The sequence below is a fragment of the Rhizobium sp. PP-CC-3G-465 genome (assembly GCF_004343445.1).
Classification (GTDB): domain Bacteria; phylum Pseudomonadota; class Alphaproteobacteria; order Rhizobiales; family Rhizobiaceae; genus Ferranicluibacter; species Ferranicluibacter rubi.
Genome location: NZ_SLYH01000007.1, coordinates 175,551 through 192,789 on the forward strand (window position 1 = coordinate 175,551; position 17,239 = coordinate 192,789).

General features: G+C 63.6%; 16 protein-coding genes. 10 read left to right on the forward strand and 6 right to left on the reverse strand.

Annotated elements, in window-relative coordinates; translation table 11 throughout:
* Positions 1-90: 90 nt before the first annotated feature.
* The 3 genes from C8J33_RS21030 to C8J33_RS21040 form a co-directional block, all read right to left on the reverse strand.
* Positions 91-732, reverse strand: a complete 642-nt coding sequence (locus C8J33_RS21030; RefSeq protein WP_132665251.1) for an aminotransferase class IV family protein — start codon at positions 730-732, stop codon at positions 91-93.
* A complete protein-coding gene (locus C8J33_RS21035; RefSeq protein ID WP_132665252.1) occupies positions 729-1,895 on the reverse strand; it encodes an aminodeoxychorismate synthase component I in 1,167 nt (388 codons plus the stop codon). Before C8J33_RS21035 ends, C8J33_RS21030 begins: the two co-directional genes overlap by 4 nt.
* A gap of 192 nt (positions 1,896-2,087) precedes the next feature.
* Complete coding sequence (locus C8J33_RS21040) at positions 2,088-3,920, reverse strand: M3 family oligoendopeptidase (RefSeq protein ID WP_245507234.1); 1,833 nt, start codon at positions 3,918-3,920, stop codon at positions 2,088-2,090.
* Between the two features lie 231 nt (positions 3,921-4,151).
* Between C8J33_RS21040 and C8J33_RS21045 the strand changes: the two genes are divergently transcribed.
* The 3 genes from C8J33_RS21045 (at position 4,152) to C8J33_RS21055 (ending at position 8,834) form a co-directional block, all read left to right on the forward strand.
* On the forward strand, positions 4,152-5,717 hold the full coding sequence (locus tag C8J33_RS21045; RefSeq protein WP_132665254.1) for a sigma-54-dependent transcriptional regulator: 1,566 nt from the start codon (positions 4,152-4,154) through the stop codon (positions 5,715-5,717).
* Between the two features lie 195 nt (positions 5,718-5,912).
* Entirely contained in the window at positions 5,913-7,916 is a 2,004-nt protein-coding gene (locus C8J33_RS21050; protein ID WP_132665255.1) for a DUF882 domain-containing protein, read from the forward strand.
* A 189-nt stretch (positions 7,917-8,105) separates the two neighbouring features.
* The gene (locus tag C8J33_RS21055) at positions 8,106-8,834 is read left to right on the forward strand and encodes a helix-turn-helix transcriptional regulator (protein WP_110800791.1); all 729 of its coding nucleotides are present in this window, start codon (positions 8,106-8,108) and stop codon (positions 8,832-8,834) included.
* Positions 8,835-8,926: 92 nt separating this feature from the next.
* On the opposite strand, the gene C8J33_RS21060 is transcribed toward C8J33_RS21055, so the two are convergent.
* Complete coding sequence (locus tag C8J33_RS21060; protein ID WP_110730163.1) at positions 8,927-9,169, reverse strand: DUF2312 domain-containing protein; 243 nt, start codon at positions 9,167-9,169, stop codon at positions 8,927-8,929.
* Positions 9,170-9,690: 521 nt separating this feature from the next.
* Positions 9,691-9,933, reverse strand: a complete 243-nt coding sequence (locus C8J33_RS21065; RefSeq protein WP_062693292.1) for a helix-turn-helix domain-containing protein — start codon at positions 9,931-9,933, stop codon at positions 9,691-9,693.
* Positions 9,934-10,562: 629 nt separating this feature from the next.
* Here C8J33_RS21065 and C8J33_RS21070 point away from each other — a divergent pair.
* The 7 genes from C8J33_RS21070 (at position 10,563) to C8J33_RS21100 (ending at position 15,916) form a co-directional block, all read left to right on the forward strand.
* A complete protein-coding gene (locus tag C8J33_RS21070; protein ID WP_162241369.1) occupies positions 10,563-12,098 on the forward strand; it encodes an AAA family ATPase in 1,536 nt (511 codons plus the stop codon).
* Positions 12,095-12,301 carry a hypothetical protein gene (locus tag C8J33_RS21075; RefSeq protein WP_422038784.1) on the forward strand — a complete coding sequence of 69 codons (207 nt, stop codon included), beginning with the start codon at positions 12,095-12,097 and terminating at the stop codon, positions 12,299-12,301. The genes C8J33_RS21070 and C8J33_RS21075 overlap by 4 nt, the downstream gene beginning before the upstream one ends.
* Positions 12,302-12,583: 282 nt before the next feature.
* Positions 12,584-13,000: a nuclear transport factor 2 family protein gene (locus C8J33_RS21080; protein ID WP_062595838.1), complete on the forward strand. Its 417-nt coding sequence runs from the start codon at positions 12,584-12,586 to the stop codon at positions 12,998-13,000.
* A gap of 3 nt (positions 13,001-13,003) precedes the next feature.
* Positions 13,004-13,519: a sigma-70 family RNA polymerase sigma factor gene (locus C8J33_RS21085; protein ID WP_062595837.1), complete on the forward strand. Its 516-nt coding sequence runs from the start codon at positions 13,004-13,006 to the stop codon at positions 13,517-13,519.
* Positions 13,516-14,325 (forward strand): anti-sigma factor family protein, encoded by an 810-nt coding sequence (locus tag C8J33_RS21090; protein ID WP_062595836.1) that lies wholly within the window; start codon positions 13,516-13,518, stop codon positions 14,323-14,325. The genes C8J33_RS21085 and C8J33_RS21090 overlap by 4 nt, the downstream gene beginning before the upstream one ends.
* On the forward strand, positions 14,322-15,215 hold the full coding sequence (locus tag C8J33_RS21095) for a LysR family transcriptional regulator (protein ID WP_062595835.1): 894 nt from the start codon (positions 14,322-14,324) through the stop codon (positions 15,213-15,215). Before C8J33_RS21090 ends, C8J33_RS21095 begins: the two co-directional genes overlap by 4 nt.
* Positions 15,212-15,916, forward strand: coding sequence for a uracil-DNA glycosylase family protein (locus C8J33_RS21100; RefSeq protein ID WP_062595834.1), 705 nt, complete (start codon positions 15,212-15,214; stop codon positions 15,914-15,916). The genes C8J33_RS21095 and C8J33_RS21100 overlap by 4 nt, the downstream gene beginning before the upstream one ends.
* Here C8J33_RS21100 and C8J33_RS21105 read toward each other — a convergent pair.
* Positions 15,903-17,054, reverse strand: a complete 1,152-nt coding sequence (locus C8J33_RS21105) for a TDT family transporter (protein WP_062595833.1) — start codon at positions 17,052-17,054, stop codon at positions 15,903-15,905. The two genes, C8J33_RS21100 and C8J33_RS21105, sit on opposite strands and share 14 nt — an antisense overlap.
* Positions 17,055-17,239 lie beyond the last annotated feature (185 nt).

Here is a 17,239-nt window from a genome sequence, read left to right on the forward strand (position 1 = left end):
CGCGCCCCTAGATCATAAATCGATGTCACAATAAAGGGCCGGCATCTTTCGGCGATCCCTTAAATGACGGCTTTCGCGGTGCCGAAGGGTTCAGGACTCGACCAGCCGGGCGGGAATGAGGCCGCGCAACGCATTGCCCATGAACAGCGAGCCCGCGCGCACGGCATCGAGCGTCAGGCGCTCGACACGGGCGCGGCGGGCGCAGATCAGCTCGGTGCGCAACACGCCGGCCAGCAGGCCGCAGGCGATCGGCGGGGTTTTGAGAATGCCTGTGCCATCGTCCAGAAACAGCGAGGTGATGGTTCCCTCGCAGGGTTCGCCGCGCTCGTTGAGCAATAGTACCTCGTCGGCCTCTCCCGCCGGCCACTCGCCACGCGCCGCGTCATAAGCATCCCGCCGGCTCGTCTTGTAGCGGAGCAGCGGATTGGTCGAGGCGAGGCGGGTTTCGGCAATCCTGACGCGCCAGACGGTACCCGGCGGCTGGGCCGTGAAGGGCACGACGGCGATATCGAGGTGGCCGTCGCGCGCGAGTTCCAAACGGACGCGGGAGGGACCGGCAGCGTGGGCAACGGCGCGTTCGAGCCGGGAGGTCACGTCGTTCGGCAGGGTGAAGCCGAGGCGGCGGGCGGAGCGGGAGAGGCGAGCCATGTGCAGGCGCAGTCGCGCGAAGCCGGTGTCGGGACTCTGGGGCGGTTCGTATCGCAGCGTCTCGATCAGGGTGAAATCGCTCATGGCGCATTCCCCAGTGCGGGGGCCTCGTCGCCGAGCGCAAAGCGGGCCTTCAGCAGGCATTCGGCATATTCCGCCTCGGTGGTGGAATCATAGACGATGCCGCCGCCGACATTAAAGATCGCTTCGCCTGTGTCGAACAAGGAGATGGTGCGGATGGCCACGCTGAAACGCATGTCGCCGTTCGGCGCGATATGGCCGATGGCGCCGCAATAGGCGTCGCGCGGGCAGGTTTCCAGCGTGCTTAGGATCTCCATCGCCCGGATCTTCGGCGCACCCGTCACCGAGCCGCAGGGAAAGAGAGCCCGGAAGATGTCGGCGATGGAAAGGCCGGGGGAGAGCCTTGCCTGCACATGGCTCACCATCTGGTGGACGGTCGGGTAGGTCTCGATGTCGAACAGCCGGGGCACGTCGAGGGTGCCGACCTCGGTAATGCGCGAGATGTCGTTGCGCAGGAGATCGACGATCATACGGTTTTCCGCCTGGGTCTTGCCGTCGGCCAGCATGGCCGCGACAATCGCCTCATCTTCGGCAGGGGATGCGCCGCGCGCGGCGGTGCCCTTCATCGGATGCGTCTCGATCATCCCGTCCGCGATTCTGAAGAACAGCTCCGGCGAGCGCGACAGGAGGGTCGGGCCATCGAGATGGACGAGGGCCCCGTAGCGCACCGGCTGGCGCTCGATCAGCGACCAGAAGGCGTCGAGCGGATCGCCGTTCCAGCGGGCTGTGATCGGCATAGTGAGGTTCGCCTGATAGCAGTCGCCCTGCCGCAGATGGCGGTGCAGCCGGTCGAAACGATCGCGATAGGCGGGGAGATCCCAGGCGGCGCGGGGTGATGTGAGAAACGGCGTGTTGTCGCGCCGTCGTCGGGGCTGGCCAAGTGGATGGTCGGCGTCGGCCGGACGCTCGAAGACGCCGAAGCACAGGAGCGGCGTTTCCCGGTTTTCCGGCGTCAGCGGCGCGAGCCGGTCCTCGAAAAGATAGCCAGCCTCATAGGCCATGAATCCTGCCAGCCAGTGGCCGGCCGCCTTCGCCGCTTCCATGCGGGCGAAGGCGGTGAAGACCTCGGGGCGCGTACGCGCGGTGATGATCTCCAAGGGCTCGGTAAAGAGCGTCACCGTGCCGGTCGTGTCGTCGCTGAAGAGGATGATCGGGTCGGTGTGCATCGGGGTTTCCGGGTTGTGGCCTGCCCCTCATCCGGCTGCCGCCACCGTCTCCCGTCTTGACGGGGAGAAGGAACGTGAGGTTGGCCGCTCGCTCAGACTGTGAGCATGCCACTTTCCCTCTCCCCGCAAGCGGGGTGAGGTAAGGGGCGGAGGCGTGCGAAGAGTGTCATCTCAATCCTGTGCTCACGCGGGTCACGCCGCGTCCAGTGCCTCCAGCTCGTCGATCAGGCCTTCGATCATCGACAGGCCCTTTTCCCAGAAGGCGGGGTCGGTGGCGTCGAGGCCGAAGGGGGCGAGAAGTTCACTATGGTGCTTGCTGCCGCCGGCCTTCAGCATCTCGAAATACTTCTGCTGGAACCCGCCTTCGGCTTTCTCGTAGACGGCGTAGAGCGAGTTCACCAGGCAATCGCCGAAGGCATAGGCATAGACGTAGAAGGGCGAATGGATGAAGTGGGGGATATAGGCCCAGTAGGTCTCGTAGCCCTCCGAAATCGCGATGGCCGGGCCGAGGCTTTCCGCTTGTATGGACAGCCAGAGCTGGCCGATGGCCTCCGGCGTCAGCTCGCCGTCCTTCCGCGCCGTGTGCAGCTTGCGCTCGAATTCGTAGAAGGCGATCTGGCGCACGACCGTGTTGATCATGTCCTCGACCTTCTGGGCGAGCATCGCCTTGCGCTCGCGCTTGTCCGTCGTGCGCTCCAGCAGTGCGCGGAAGGTCAGCATCTCGCCGAAGACGGAGGCGGTTTCCGCAAGCGTCAGCGGCGTCGAGGCCATCAGCGCACCCTGTCCACCTGCCAGCACCTGATGCACGCCATGGCCGAGTTCGTGCGCGAGCGTCATCACGTCGCGCGGCTTGCCCATGTAGTTCACCAGCACATAGGGGTGGGCCGAGGGCACGGTCGGATGCGCGAAGGCACCCGGCGCCTTGCCCGGGCGCACCGGCGCGTCGATCCAGCCGCCATCGAAGAAGCGGCGGGCGATGGCGGCCATTTCGGGGTCGAAGGCGCCATAGGCCGAGAGCACTGTCTCGCGCGCCTCGCTCCAGGGGATCAGGTGATTGGGCGTTTCCGGCAGGGGCGCGTTGCGGTCCCAGAAGTTCATCCGCTCCATGCCCAGCCACTTCGCCTTCATGGCATAGTAGCGGTGCGACAGGCGCGGATAGGCCTCGCGCACGGCCTGCGCCAGCGCGTCCACCACCTCACGCTCCACCCGGTTCGCCAGATGTCGGCTGTCGGCGATGTCGGTAAAGCCGCGCCAGCGGTCGGAGATCTCTTTATCTTTGGCCAGCGTGTTGGTGATGAGCGCGAAGGTGCGGATGTTCGCCTTGAACGTCGCGGCCAGCGCCTGCGCGGCCTTGCGGCGGGTGTCCGGGTCCCGCTCCTGCAGCAGGCTCAGCGTGCGCTCCAGCGGCAGGACCGCGCCGTCCACGGTGAAGGTCAGCGCGGCCATGGTCTCGTCGAACAGGCGGTTGAAGGCGCCGGCACCGGTCATGGATTTTTCGAGGAACAGCTGCTCCAGCCGGTCGTCCAGCTGGTAGGGCTTGTCCATCCTCAGGTCGAGGATCCAGGGGCGGTAATGCGCGGCCAGTGCGTCGGCGGCGAGCGCCGCCTCGAGCACCGCATCGTCGATCCGGTTCATCTCCAGCGCGAAGAACAGGAGATGGCTCGCATCGTCCGTCAGCTTGGCCTGCACATCGCCGAAGAACTTGCCGATCTCGGGGTCGGAGGTGTCGGTATAATAAGTGAGCCCGGCATAGGAGCCGATGCGGCCCATGAGGTCTTCCAGCGCCTCGAATTCCTGCACCGCCTTCCCCAGGCCTTCGTCACCGGTCTTTGCGGCCGCGTCCGTCAGGCGGCCTTTCCACTTTGCCTCGAAGGCCAGGCATTCGGCGCAGGCCTTTTCCATATCGTCGCGGAAGGCCTGCGAATTCGGTGCGGGATAGAGATCCTCCAGCTTCCATGTCGGCAGGTCGCCCAATGCAGCGTCTATCGTTGCGGCGTCGAGGGTCGCGGCATCTGCGGGGCTCATGACATGCTCGGGAAAAGACGACGTCTGGGGAGAAAGGGTCATTGCGGTCACTCGCTTGCTTCGGCGCGCCAAGGCACTCGGCCGGCCTTGGCGCGGGGCCGGAACCTAACGTCCCCGTTGGTTAAAATGCAAGTCTTTCGCCAAACACCGTGTTCAATCCTTTGTGCCAGGAATGGACGCTGAAAGTGGCGCGCAGGACTGTGCGCCGATGACGTTGAGGCAGGAGGTCCCATGGCAGCGCAGATTCTCGTGATCGAGGACGATCCGGTCCAGCGGCGGATCCTTACAGGCATGATCGAGCGGCTCGGCCATATCGCGCATGTGGCTGAAAACGGTCGCGCGGGGCTCGATGTGCTGCTGCGCCGCGGCGCACGGATCGATGTCATTCTCCTCGACCTGATGATGCCGGAAATGGACGGCCATGCGGTGCTCGCGGCGCTGGCCGAACGCAATATCACCACGCCCGCCATCGTCCAGACCGGGCAGGGCGGCATCGAGACGGTGGTGCTCGCCATGCAGGCCGGCGCCTTCGATTTCGTGGTGAAGCCGGTCTCGCCGGAGCGGCTGGCGGTGGCCCTCGGCAATGCCTTGAAGCAATCCGGTCGTCCGGTGCGCGGCTCGACCAGCCGGCGCAGCCGTGGCGATGTCGTGCGTTTCGAGGATGTGGTTTCCGCTAGCGAAGCGATGATCCGCGTGCTCGATCTTGCCAAGCGCGCCGCCCAGTCGAGCATTCCCGTGGTGCTCGAAGGCGAATCGGGCGTCGGCAAGGAGATGGTGGCGCGTGCCATCCAGTCCGGCAGCGACCGCGCGGCCAAGCCGTTCATCACCGTCAATTGCGGCGCGATCCCCGCCAATCTTGTGGAAAGCATCCTCTTTGGTCATGAGAAGGGCGCCTTTACCGGCGCGACCGAAAAGCATGCCGGCAAGTTCGTCGAGGCGGATGGCGGCACGTTGTTCCTGGACGAGATCGGCGATCTGCCGCTCGCCGTGCAGGTGAAGCTCCTGCGCGCCGTGCAGCAGGGCGAAATCGAGACGGTGGGCGCGCGCCTGCCGCAGAAGGTCGATGTGCGGCTGATCTCGGCCACCAACAAGGACCTGATCACCGAAGTCCGCGAGGGTCGGTTCCGGGAGGACCTCTATTACCGCCTGAACGTCTTCCCCATCGCCATTCCCGCGCTGCGCCGCCGCAAGGAGGACATTCCTCTGCTGGTGCGCAACTTCGTGGAGATCTTCTCCAGCGAGCAGCGACTGGCCAAGACACGCACGGTCAGCCATGGCGCCATGGCGCTCCTGACGGCTTACGACTGGCCGGGCAATATCCGCGAACTGGAAAGTGCCATCTACCGTGCCGTGGTCATGGCGGAGCATTCCGAACTCGACGTCACGGATTTTCCGCAGTTGGCTGTCACGCTGCCGGATGGACTGGCGCATGGCGTGATCCCGCATCTCTCGTCCGAGCCGTTGCGGAGCGAGGGTTCGACCGGCGCTCTGTCGTCCTATGCCGGACTGTCGCATGCCCGTCCGGCACAGAGCGAACCGCCTCTCTCGCCCTCCGAACGGCGCGCGATGCGGTCGGTGGAGACGGTAACCGATTCGGCCATTCCGAGCATCGACGCCGGTGGCAATGTGCGAAAGCTGGCCGAGGTCGAGGAGGAGCTGATCCGGTTCGCGCTGAAATTCTATCGCGGGCAGATGAGCCAGGTGGCGCGCAAGCTCGGCATCGGGCGCTCGACGCTCTACCGCAAGCTCAAGGATTACGGGATCGATCCGGACGATCCGTTCTCCGAAGCCGCGTGATTCACGTCCTGTTGGGACAAGCTTGCCTTACGCTTTCGTCGAAAACATGCGGTGTCGTTTAGACCTTGTTAGTGGTCCGTTCACTATATTATAAGGATAAGGGACGACTGTGGCATAAATGCCATGCTGTCACCGTATTTGACAGTCAACTGGACAGCCACAGGGAGCGGCGTGTCCGTCGACGGGGAAGAAGGTTTGCAGGATTTGTCGGGAATGATAACGCCTTTCGGCGCCAAAGTGCGCGACCTTTGCCGCCGTTGGGCCGGCCGCATGCCGCGTCTTCTCGGATCGCTGGTCATTGCCGCCTCCATGGTGACGCCCGGCGTGGTTCCCGCCGTCGAGGCTGCCGGGCAGACCCGGACGCTCAAGATCTTTTTCATCCATACCCGCGAGAAGGCCGAAATCACCTTCAAGCGCAATGGCCGCTACGACCCCAAGGGTCTGCAGCAGGTCAACAACATGCTGCGCGACTGGCGCCGCAACGAGCCGACGAAGATGGATCCGCGTCTTCTCGACCTGATCTGGGAAGTCTACCAGAAGAGCGGCTCGCGCGATTACATCCACGTCGTCTCCGCCTACCGCTCCCCGGCCACGAACGGCATGCTGCGCTCGCGCACAAAGGGTGTCGCCAAGAAGAGCCAGCACATGCTCGGTAAAGCGATGGACTTCTACCTGCCCGACGTGAAGCTGAAGACGCTGCGCGAAATCGGCATGAAATTCCAGGTCGGCGGCGTCGGCTACTATCCCACATCCGGCTCGCCCTTCGTCCATATGGATGTCGGCGGCGTGCGTGCCTGGCCGCGCATGAGCCGCGGCGAACTCGTTCGCCTGTTCCCGGACGGCAAGACCATGCACCTTCCCTCCGACGGCTCGCCGCTTCCCGGCTATGAGCAGGCGGTGGCGGACTACAAGCGCCGTGTCGGCTCCAGCGCCATCGAAGTGGCCGGCGGCGGGACAAAGGGTGCCGGCGATCGCGACACCAAGCGCGGCGGCAAGAACCTCTTCGCCATGCTGTTCGGCGGTGGTGGCGACGAGGATGAGGACGCAACGGCAATTGCAAGCGGTGCCCCCAGCGGGTCCGAGAGCGATGATTCCGAAGCGCCTGCCCAGGCACCCGCCCGTACCACCAAGCCTGCGACCGCCCCGGTCCAGCAGCCGGTTCTTGCCGGTGTAGAGGGTGCGGACGAAGGCCCCGTTGTCGCCGAACAGACCGTCAAGGCGCCGGTTCCGCTCGTTCGCCCCGCTTTCCAGGAAGCCGACACGGCCGTCCAGACCGCGCTCGTGGCGCCGACCCGGAATGCCGCGCAGGATGCTCTCGCCGCAGCGCTTCCCGATCCGGCGGCGACAGGCCTAGCGACCACAGGCGAGGAATTTGCCGATCTGCGGAGCTACAAGGTTCCCGTGCCGATGGCGCGCCAGACCGATCCGCAGGGTAGCGAGGCATTGCTTGCCAGTGCCGACCCGAATGCGATGACCGAGGATTCCGAAGCTCTTGGCTTCGTGCCCGTACCGGCCCTTCGTCCGGCTGGTGAAGCTGCCCTGATGGCTGTCGCCCAGGCCGACGTCTCCGGCACAACGGCCGGCATGGCTGCACAGCCGCTGCCGGCACCGACAACGACGGCTCCGGCTGTGATCGCGACTGCACAGGCCCCGGTCGATACCGCGGCGGAAGCCGGTGCCAAGGTTGCCCTTGCGGCCCCGACCGTCGCCACCATCCCTGCTGCGCGACCGGAAGCCGTCGCCACGGCGCAGACGCCGCCGGCCGTTCCGGCCCATGATCCGACCCGCATCGCTGCGGCACCGGTTCGCCCGGCCAACCCGCCGGTCGAGCTTGCGTCCTACGCGCCGGCTCCGTCCTCCGCACCGCGTGATCCGTTCGGCAGTGCCTTCGATGCGCCCGCCGAGGTGCCGACCAAGGCTGCCCGTCCGAAGAAGGTTCAGGCCGATGCCGCGCATCGCACATCCGTGCGCACGGAGCCGAAGCTGACGCAGAAGATCATCGCGGAATGGGCGCTCTCGACCAGCCGCATGGCGACATTGTCGAAACCGGTCAAGGCACCGCGCTTCGTCTCCCGCTCGCTACGTGCCTCGCCGACGACGGTCTACTCTGCCGGTTTCACCAACCGTCCGGCCGTGGCCGATACGGCGAAGTTCAGCGGCACAGCCGTCAACTTCATGGAAGTTCAACGTTTCAACTGAGGGTGGCGGTATTTGAGGTGCGACCTCAGCTATTCCCGCTCCCTAAAACACAAAAATGCCCCGGAAACTCGGGGCATTTTTGTCTCTATACGGTAAATCCCCTAAAAATAGATCTTTTGGTTGTAAACTCGGGCGAAATTTGACACCGTCTCAGCAGACTTACAGTAAGTCAGCATTCGGAGTCCGGTCATGGCCACCAAGGCACACTCATCGCTCTCCCCATTCAGTCCGGAATGGCGCGATCTGAATTCCGTTCCTCGGCATCGCTATTTCACGTCGAATCCCGTGGTCGATCGCCTCAGGCGTGCGGTGCCGTTCGATCATATCGCGATCAGCGGGCTCGACCTGGAGGGGTATCAGTTCGGACATGGGGTGTCCGTGGATACCGACCTGCCGCCTGCCTATGTCGAGACCTATGCGCGCGAGCGGCTCTATGAGATCGATCCCTTCGTCGAGGCCGCGCTTTCGGGAAAGGTCGTGATCGAGGCCGAGGTTTTCGCGGAGACGCCGAGGCCGGCCCTTCTGGAGCGCGTAACATCGACCTTCAACGTTCACAATCGAACGCTCGTGCCGGTCATGCGCAGTTCCGTGGTCTACGGCGCCGTCACCTTCATGCGGGAGCTGCCGTTCGACAGCGAAGAGCTCGCATTCCTCACACTGATCGCGCCCTCCCTGCATGCAGACGTCACGCGGCCGCTGATGGAGCGCTTTGCCGTTTCGCATCTGCGGTTGTCGCGCGGTGAAGTTGCCTGTCTGAAGCAGGCGAGCCATGGCCTGACCAGCGAGGGCATCGCGCGGGCGACGGGCTATCAGAACGATACGGTGAACAGCTACATCAAGTCGGCCATCAAGAAGCTGGGGGCCGCGAACCGCACCCACGCCATCGCCGATGCCATCCGACGAAACCTCATCCATTAAACTTGAGCGACCGCACAGGCCTTCAAACGCAAAACGCCGCCCGTCGATCATGACGCGCGGCGCTGATGCTGCCTGCGGATTACGCGGCCGGACTATTCCATGCCCAGAGCGGCCATGTAGGTCTGGAGGATCGTTTCCTCCTCGATGCGTTCGTTCGCATCCTTCTTGCGCAGGCGAATGATCGTGCGGATCGCCTTGGTGTCGTAGCCGCGGCCCTTGGCCTCGCCCATGACGTCCTTGATGTCGTCGTTTTCAACCATTCTGAAATTAAGCCTACCAAGTATCCGCCGACTAGGCGGATTCCATATGTCTTTAGATAAGCCTGATGAGGCCATGACTACTACTACGGTGTCATCAGGCTTATCTAAACCAAAGTAGTGTCGGGCGTAGCCCGTCAGTTCGGCGCAGCCGTTGGACCCCTGCCGGAAGGCAGGGGCCTACTCGATTGGCATCAAGAAGAAGGTGAGTTGCTGGCTACGCCGACTCATGGGTGGTGGCGCAGGCGCTGACTAACGCAGTGAGGCGAGAGTAGCGGTAACAGCCGCGATTTGAAACGCATGGTTTCGTTAAGAGCGCCGAAAATGGTACCCCTCTCCGGCGCGAATCGATGTTATTTGAAGTTTAGTACGCCCGTATGGTAGTTGCGATCCTTCACGACTGGGCAACGTGCCTTGACCGAGGAGCTCTGCTTCCGTGTTATGGAGAGAAGTATGAGTGCATTGCTCCATGCTTCCTTACAGACGTCTGCTATCATTCATCACGCGCCCACGGCGGACAACTGGCAAAGCTGGTGAAGCGATCTGCGATCAAGCGGACAAGCGATTTGGGTATCACAGTCAGGGCTACGGCCCATCAGTCAATCAGTTCGCTCGTCATCATAAGACCCAGTCACAAAATTCGTGCGGATGCCCCAGCCATCTGCTGCACTTGGCGGAAGAAAACCTACGCCACGCTTAGCGTAGTAACGGACGAGTTTTTCCACACTCGCGATGCCGGCCACGCCCTTTTCGATCATATAGACAGTGCGCGGGCTGATGCCGGAATCTTCGGCGACCTCGGCCTGGGTCTGACCAAGGACTAGTCGAGCGACAGCAAGCATTCGTGACGGCGGCCTCATAGAGCTTTGGTGTCATCAAACGCTTCTTTCCGCAAACAAATGTTGACAATTGCGATGAGATCGCAAAAAAAAGCATAGCAGCAGCAAAATATTGCGACTGATTCGCCATTCGACTTAATATCGATTTCTGCGAATCAGAATGAAAGAGATTGATGATGTTTCCGTACCTGAAAGCGGACAATGCGCGTAGACTCGCCTGCGTTATGCGCTGGATTGAGGCTGGAGTTCGCCCGTCGCTGACAGTTGTTGCAGCTTCAATCCTAGGCGTCTTCCGGTTGTTTTCATGCAGGACAGCCTGCCGGTCAGGGTACGTATTTGACCCATCCAACTCTGGACGACGATTGTGAAATCATTACCAGTCAGCATATCTACATGGGCACAGAAGTGGGTATCGCTCGAACAGGTAAGCGTTCTTGTCATCTTGGACGTCCGGCCGAGAGCTGAAACGAATGAACCCAACAACTCCTTCGATCCTCAAAGCTACCTGTCCCGCGTTGCTGGTTGATGGCGCCATCCCGATGCGTGGACGTGCCACCGCACCACATGTCCAAGCATCGCTGCGGCTTCTTCGCCGCATTGTCCAATAAATGCTCTCAAGGGATCATCCTGTGATGAACGGATCGCCATCATTGAACCGCCATTTCCAACGTCGCCAGAAGGCTGCAATCGCCGGACTGCACTTGCCGACGATCGAAGAATTGCTACGAGGGATGGCGTTCTTCCGCGATGACATGGTTGAAGACATCCGCGAATATTCCGGACGACTGTCCGCGAGCGTCAAGAAGCGTAACGGGGCTGGACTCAAGCTTCTTTCTGCCAGCTTGGACATGCTCAATCTCGATCCGAGTGAAGATGGTGTGCTTGCGGTTGAGGTTGCTCTTGATCACAGCGATAAAGCCGAGCGATTGCCCATCGATCAATGCCGCATGCGGTGCCGTTTCTATCGGGCGGTATTTGGGAACGGCCAAGCGACAGCTCTGGTAGCTGGCGAAATCGCGCATCTTGCGTCTGAGGATCTTGGGTCGGGAAGGGGGAATGAACTACTTTCAAGGTCTCTAGGCTGGGCGCTGCAATCCCGTGCTCTCGATCGGCGACAGCGGCTTGGCATTTCCGTTCAAGGATATCCTGATTGGTTCTTGCCAGAGATTAGGACGTACGAAGTCCACTTCAGTAAAGCGATCACAAAAGCTGCGGGCAACGAGTCTGAAGCCCTTGAGTCAGCATTGGATGTCCTTGGGGTAGCCAACTGTGAAAAGAAGTCGTTGGAAGGTCTCGAGCGCCCTTGCGACGGTGTGGTCGTTTTCGGCGGCGTTGGAAATGAGGGGACGGCTGACGGTAAGCGAGTGGCAAGGGAGTTCGCGAAGTTGAGCCAACGTCCGTTGCCGCTGTCAGCCACACCAGAGCTGACCGGAATCCGATCGCGACTGGTTGCGGAGTTCCCGCATGCCGCAGCGGTTACTGACAAATTGCTACAAGACCTGAGCGGTCGGTCGACCGTCCACATGCGGCCGGTCATTTTTCTTGGATCACCCGGAAGTGGAAAGACTCGCTACGCCCGGCGATTGTCTGAGGAGCTGGGTACGCGCTACAACCTCGTTTCCTGCGGGGGATTGAGTGACAGTGCCATTGGCGGAACAGCTCGGCGATGGTCGTCGGGTGAACCTAGCCTGCCGATCATGGCGGTGTGCCAACATGGATGCGCCAACCCGATTGTCATTCTCGATGAGATCGAGAAGATCGGAACCAGTCGACATAATGGCAACGTTCACGATGTACTGATCGGACTTTTGGAGCTAGAGACGTCTGAGCGCTGGCACGACCCCTATCTTCAGGCCAACTGTGATTTGTCCCACGTATCCTGGTTGATGACTGCAAACTCGATCGAGCCAATCCCGAGCGCTCTGCGGGACAGGTGCCGGATCCTGCGTTTCCCAGATCCGGAAGCTGACCAGTTAGCCGTCTTCTCTGCGCGTATCCTCGAGCGGCTGTACATCGAAGCGGGTCACGATCCCCGCTGGGCAACACCGCTTGAACAATTTGAGCTGGATGCGTTAGCGGACGTTTGGACAGGTGGTTCGCTTCGAAGGCTGGAACGTCTTGTGGAGGGATTGCGGGAGGCGCGCGAACGCGCAAGGCAGCAACATTGAGACTCTTCGAAGGCTGCCTACTCTTTTTGGCAACGGTCGATGCCAGCAACGACGATGTGTCGGCGCGCATCCCCAAAACGCTGGCCGCCGCCAAGGGCGAAGGCGGGCTGAAGCCGGGCACTAAAATTCTTGACGAGCAATCGCCGAGCACTCTGCGTGAGCCGCGTCGTCGTGCGCGGAGCCCTAGGAAGAGCTTTTCGTAGGAGTTGAGATTAAAAGAAAAGGCTGGTTAGGAGCCGTGAGCAGACCGACTGGTTCTGGAGCTCAAGGAAGAATTAGCTGCCATAGAGCGTGAGAGACCTTCATGACCGATTCCGACGCCTCGGAGTCGTTTGGCGCCCTTTCAGCTTGCCGCCGTTAGCGGACGTTGCGTCTGAACGCCGAACTGAACCTGCTCGTCTCTAATTTTTAGTCCTTTGGGAATAAGCGCCGTTGCAGAACGTCTTCCGTTGGCCAATCGCGGCCGAACCGAAGGACACCGAGCCATGAAGACCCTTTTCGCAGCCATCACCATTCTTTCCGCCGCGGCTTCGACCGCGCTTGCGGGTCCCGCCGGCGACATGGCGAAGGCGCATATCGAAGCGATCGCCAAGGGCGATAGCGCCGCGGTCACCGCCGCCTATGCCCCGTCGGCAACGCTTCACTGGGTCGGGGGGCCGCTCGATGGCACCTACACGGGCCCCGAGATCGCCGCGACCTGGGCAAAGTTCGCCAAGGCGCAGACGGGCCTCAAGGCCACCATCGTCGAGATGCGCGAGAGCGTGAACTCGAAGGGCGCCACCGTCGTCGCCGATGTCGTCTTCGCCAACGACAACAAGATCCCGGTGCGCTACGTCATGATGTTCCGGGACGGCACGCTCACCGATGAGATCTGGCAGATCGACCCCGCGCTGGAGAAGTAAGGCATGTCCACCGACGAGATCGCGGCGCGGATCGAACCGCTCATTCCGGGCCTGAGGCGCTATGCCTATGCGCTGGTGCGCGACAGCGACGCCGCCGACGATCTCGTCCAGGACTGCCTGGAGCGCGCCGTCGGGCGCTGGCACCTGCGCCGGCCCGACGGCGACCTGCGCGCCTGGCTATTCGCCATCCTGCGCAACCTCCACATCTCAGGCCTGCGCCAGCACAAGCGGCGTGGGCCCCACGTGGCGCTCGACGAGATGGCCTCGCCGCCGGCGGTGGACGGCGACCAGGACGGTCGCGCCGGGCTCCGCGACGTCCTGGCTGGGCTCGATGCGCTCAGCGAAGAGCACCGCACCGTCCTCCTTCTCGTCAGCGTCGAAGACATGAGCTACGACGAGGCGGCACGGGTGATCGGGCTTCCGGTCGGCACGGTCATGTCGCGCCTGTCGCGGGCGCGTGAGAAGCTGCGCGCCATCCTGGAGACCGGGATCCGCGCGCCCTTGAGGAGAGTCAAATGAGCCGCAGGGACACGCCCGTCGGCGAGGACGACCTGCAAGCCTATGTGGACGGACGGCTCGAGGCCGAGCGGCTGTCCGCAGTCGAGGCCTATCTCACGGAGCGACCGGAGATCGCCGCGGCCCTCGATCGCGACCGCGAGATCGCCCGGACACTGCGCGAACGCCTTGCCTTCAAGGCCGGGGAGCCGATCCCGGCGCGGTTACGCATCGCCAACATCCGCGAGGCCCGGCGCGGTCGGTTTGCTGTCACGCGTCTGCGCCTCGCGGCTGTCATGGGCTGGCTGATCCTCGGCAGCTCCGGCGGGTGGCTGGCGAACGACGTCCTGCGCGTGCCGCCGCAGATGCCTCGCGTGGCGGTCATGGCCGACGAGGCAATCGCGGCGCATCGCACCTTCGTGGTCGAGGTGGTCCATCCCGTCGAAGTCCGCGCGGACGAGGAGGCGCATCTCCTGCAATGGCTGTCGAAGCGGCTTGGAACGCGGCTGTCGGCTCCGGACCTGACAGGGCTCGGATATCGGCTGATGGGTGGGCGCCTGCTGCCTGCGGGCGCAGGTCCTGCCGCGATGCTGATGTACGATGACGACCAGGGCACGCGTCTGACGCTCTTCGTGAAGACCGACGAGAAGGCCGAGACGTCGTTCCAGTTCGTCGAGGAGGACGGCATCTCCGCCTTCTTCTGGCGCGACGCCGGCCTTGGCTACGTTGTCTCGGCCGAGGCACCGCGCGAGCGGCTGATGCAGGTGGCGACCGCCGTCTACGACAGCCTGAACCGCTCGGCGCCGAGCCTTTCCGGCGATACGCTGTGACGCTCGACCAGCTTCGCGTATTCGTCGCCGTGGCCGAGCGCGAGCATGTAACGGAGGCGGCGAAGGCGCTGAACCTCACGCAGTCGGCGACGAGCGCCGCTATCGCTGCGCTGGAGGAGCGCCACGATGTCCGGCTGTTCGACCGCGTCGGACGACGGATCGAACTGACCGAAGCGGGGCGCCTGTTCTTGCCCGAGGCCCGCGCGGTGCTTGCGCGGGCCGAGGATGCCGGCCTCATGCTTTCCGAACTTGCCGGACTGAAGCGGGGTCGTCTCTGCATCGTCGCCAGCCAGACGGTGGCGAACCACTGGTTGCCGCCGGTGCTCGCGGGCTTCAAGGCCCGCCATCCCGGCATCGAACTTCGGCTGAGCATCGCCAACACGGCGCGCACGGCCGAGGCGGTGCTGGATGGCACGGCCGATCTCGGCTTCGTGGAGGACGAGCTCGGCGATGTCCGGCTCGGCACGCAACGCGTCGCCGATGATCGGCTGATGCTGGTCGCGGCATCAGGGCACAGAGGCTCTGGGTCTCCCGTCGCGGCCGGGGATCTTGCATCGGCGCGCTGGGTGCTTCGCGAACGAGGCTCGGGCACCCGCGCGATCCTCGAAGGTGCGCTCGAAGCCTTCGGTGTCGATCTCACCGCGCTGTCGGTCGAACTCGAACTGCCCTCGAACGAGGCCGTGCGCGCGGCGATCGAGGCGGGCGCCGGCGTCGGGATCCTCCCCGCCGTGGTAGCGGATGCCGCCCTTCGCACGGGGACACTGGTGGCGCTACCCTTCGACCTGCCGTCGCGCGGGTTCTATTCGGTGTTGGCGAGGGACCGTCACTCGAGCCGCGCGGTCGCCGCCTTTCTCGCCGAGCTGCCGACGATCAAGGTGCCGCCGGCGTGATCGATGGATCGACCACGTCCGGACGACATTCAGTCGACGCGATCGTCGAGCGTCTCGCGGCGCTGCCCGGCAAGGCCAACCTGTTCAACCCCTATGCCGGGTTCGACGCGGAGATTGAGGACGCTGACGCGCCGGTGACTCGCCGTCGCAATCTTCAACGCTATCTCGCCGCGTTGGCGGATCGCGGCGTCCGTGACCTTTGGCTCGGCGAAGCGCCCTCGCGCTTCGGAGCGCGTCGGACGGGCGTGCCGTTCACCGGTGACCGGCGGCTCGCCGACCTGTCGGAGCGGCTCGGCCTCGATCCGCCGCTGGCGCGGGCGACCCGCGAGACCCTGCCGACACCGGAGTCTGGAACCTCCCTGGAGATCTGGAACGCGATACCCGACCCGCTGCCGCTGTTCTGGAACGCGGTGCTCTTCCATCCCCATCGCGGCGTTCTGCCCTTGCGCAACCGGACGCCCACCTGGACCGAGATCGCCGAACATCGGAAGGTGCTGGAGATAATCGTCGCGATCTTCGCGCCGCGCCGAATCCTCTGCATCGGCCGGGTGGCGCAGCGTGCGGCGGACGGGCTCGGTATCCCCGCCACCTACGTGCGCCACCCCGCCCAGGGCGGCGCCGTCCGGTTCCGGGCTGGCGTCGCCGCGTTCCTCAACGACCGACCGCCGGCGGATGCCCCTCCTTCTCTCAGTCGGCCTTGAGGCAGGGCGAGACAAAGAGATCTCCCCTCCAGGCGCCGCGCACCGTCCTCGTGCCGACGATCAGCCAAAGCAGCGCCAGCACCGCGACGAGCAACGTGCCGAAGACGTGGATGGCAGCGATCGGCAAAAGGGTGCCGAGCTTCAGCGTAGTCACGGCATAGACACCAAGCGGGAACGTGTAGCCCCACCAGCCGATGTTGAAGGGAAGGCCATCGCGCAGGTAGCGCAGCGTCACGAGCACAGCCATCGCCAGCCACCAAAGCCCGTAACCCCAAAGGAGCAGACCGCCGAAGAAGCCGAGCCCTTCCGCAAACGCGCCGAAACGCTCCAGCCCGTTGGCGGAAAGGATCGCGGGTGCCGCGCCGCCCAGCGTCATCAGCCCGAGCGCGCCAGTGCCGATGGGTCCGAGCGCCAGCCAGCTCGACGCCGCCATGTTGGCGTGCGGCAGCTTGTGGATGGCCATGCGCAGGAGGAGCACGACAAGGATGCTGAGCGCGATCGGCACCGACAGCGCCCAGAGCGCATAGCAGAGCGTCAACACCACGAGCTGTGAATGCGGGTCGACGAGATGCGGCGCGAGCAAGCCGCCGGAGACGGCGGCGACTTCGGCCGCGACCACCGGCAGGAGCCAGACCGCCGTCATCTGGTCGATCGAGTGGCTCTGCCGGGTGAACATCATGAAGGGGATGGCAACCCCGCAGGCTGCTGCCATCGCAATGTCGATCCACCAGAGCGTCCCTGCGATCCTGACTGCGACCTCACCATAGCGCGGCAGGCCGAAGATCAGGAAGCCGTTGACGATGGTGGCGAGGCCCATCGGGATGCAGCCGAAGAACATCGACACGACGGAATGGCCAAAGATGCGCTTGGCCCCGTCGAAGAAGAAGATCCAGCGGGCGGCGTAGAGACCGGCGAAGAGTGTGAACAACGCGATGTTGAACATCCAGAGGCCCTCGGCCACCGGATGCAGCATCGGCATGTCTGCCTGGAACTGCGAGAGCGCGATTGCCAGGATCCCGGTGCCCATCGTGGCGGCGAACCAGTTCGGGGTGAACTGGCGCACGACCTCGCGCGGGCTGTCGAGGCGCGACAGCGGTTGGAGGCCGAGGGTGACGGCACGCATCTGTTCGAAGGTCATTGGCGGGGTCCTTATCCTGCTGGGGACCATACACAACGGGAATCGTTCGATCCAACGCGTTGTTTTGGTCATTTCGATCGATGGAGGCGATTAATCCTTCAGGCGCTTCGCCCCGAATAAATTTTGCCGCCACGGGAATAAAAGGCTTCCGCAAGCGTCTTTTTGTCGAACCCGTACTTTGAGGA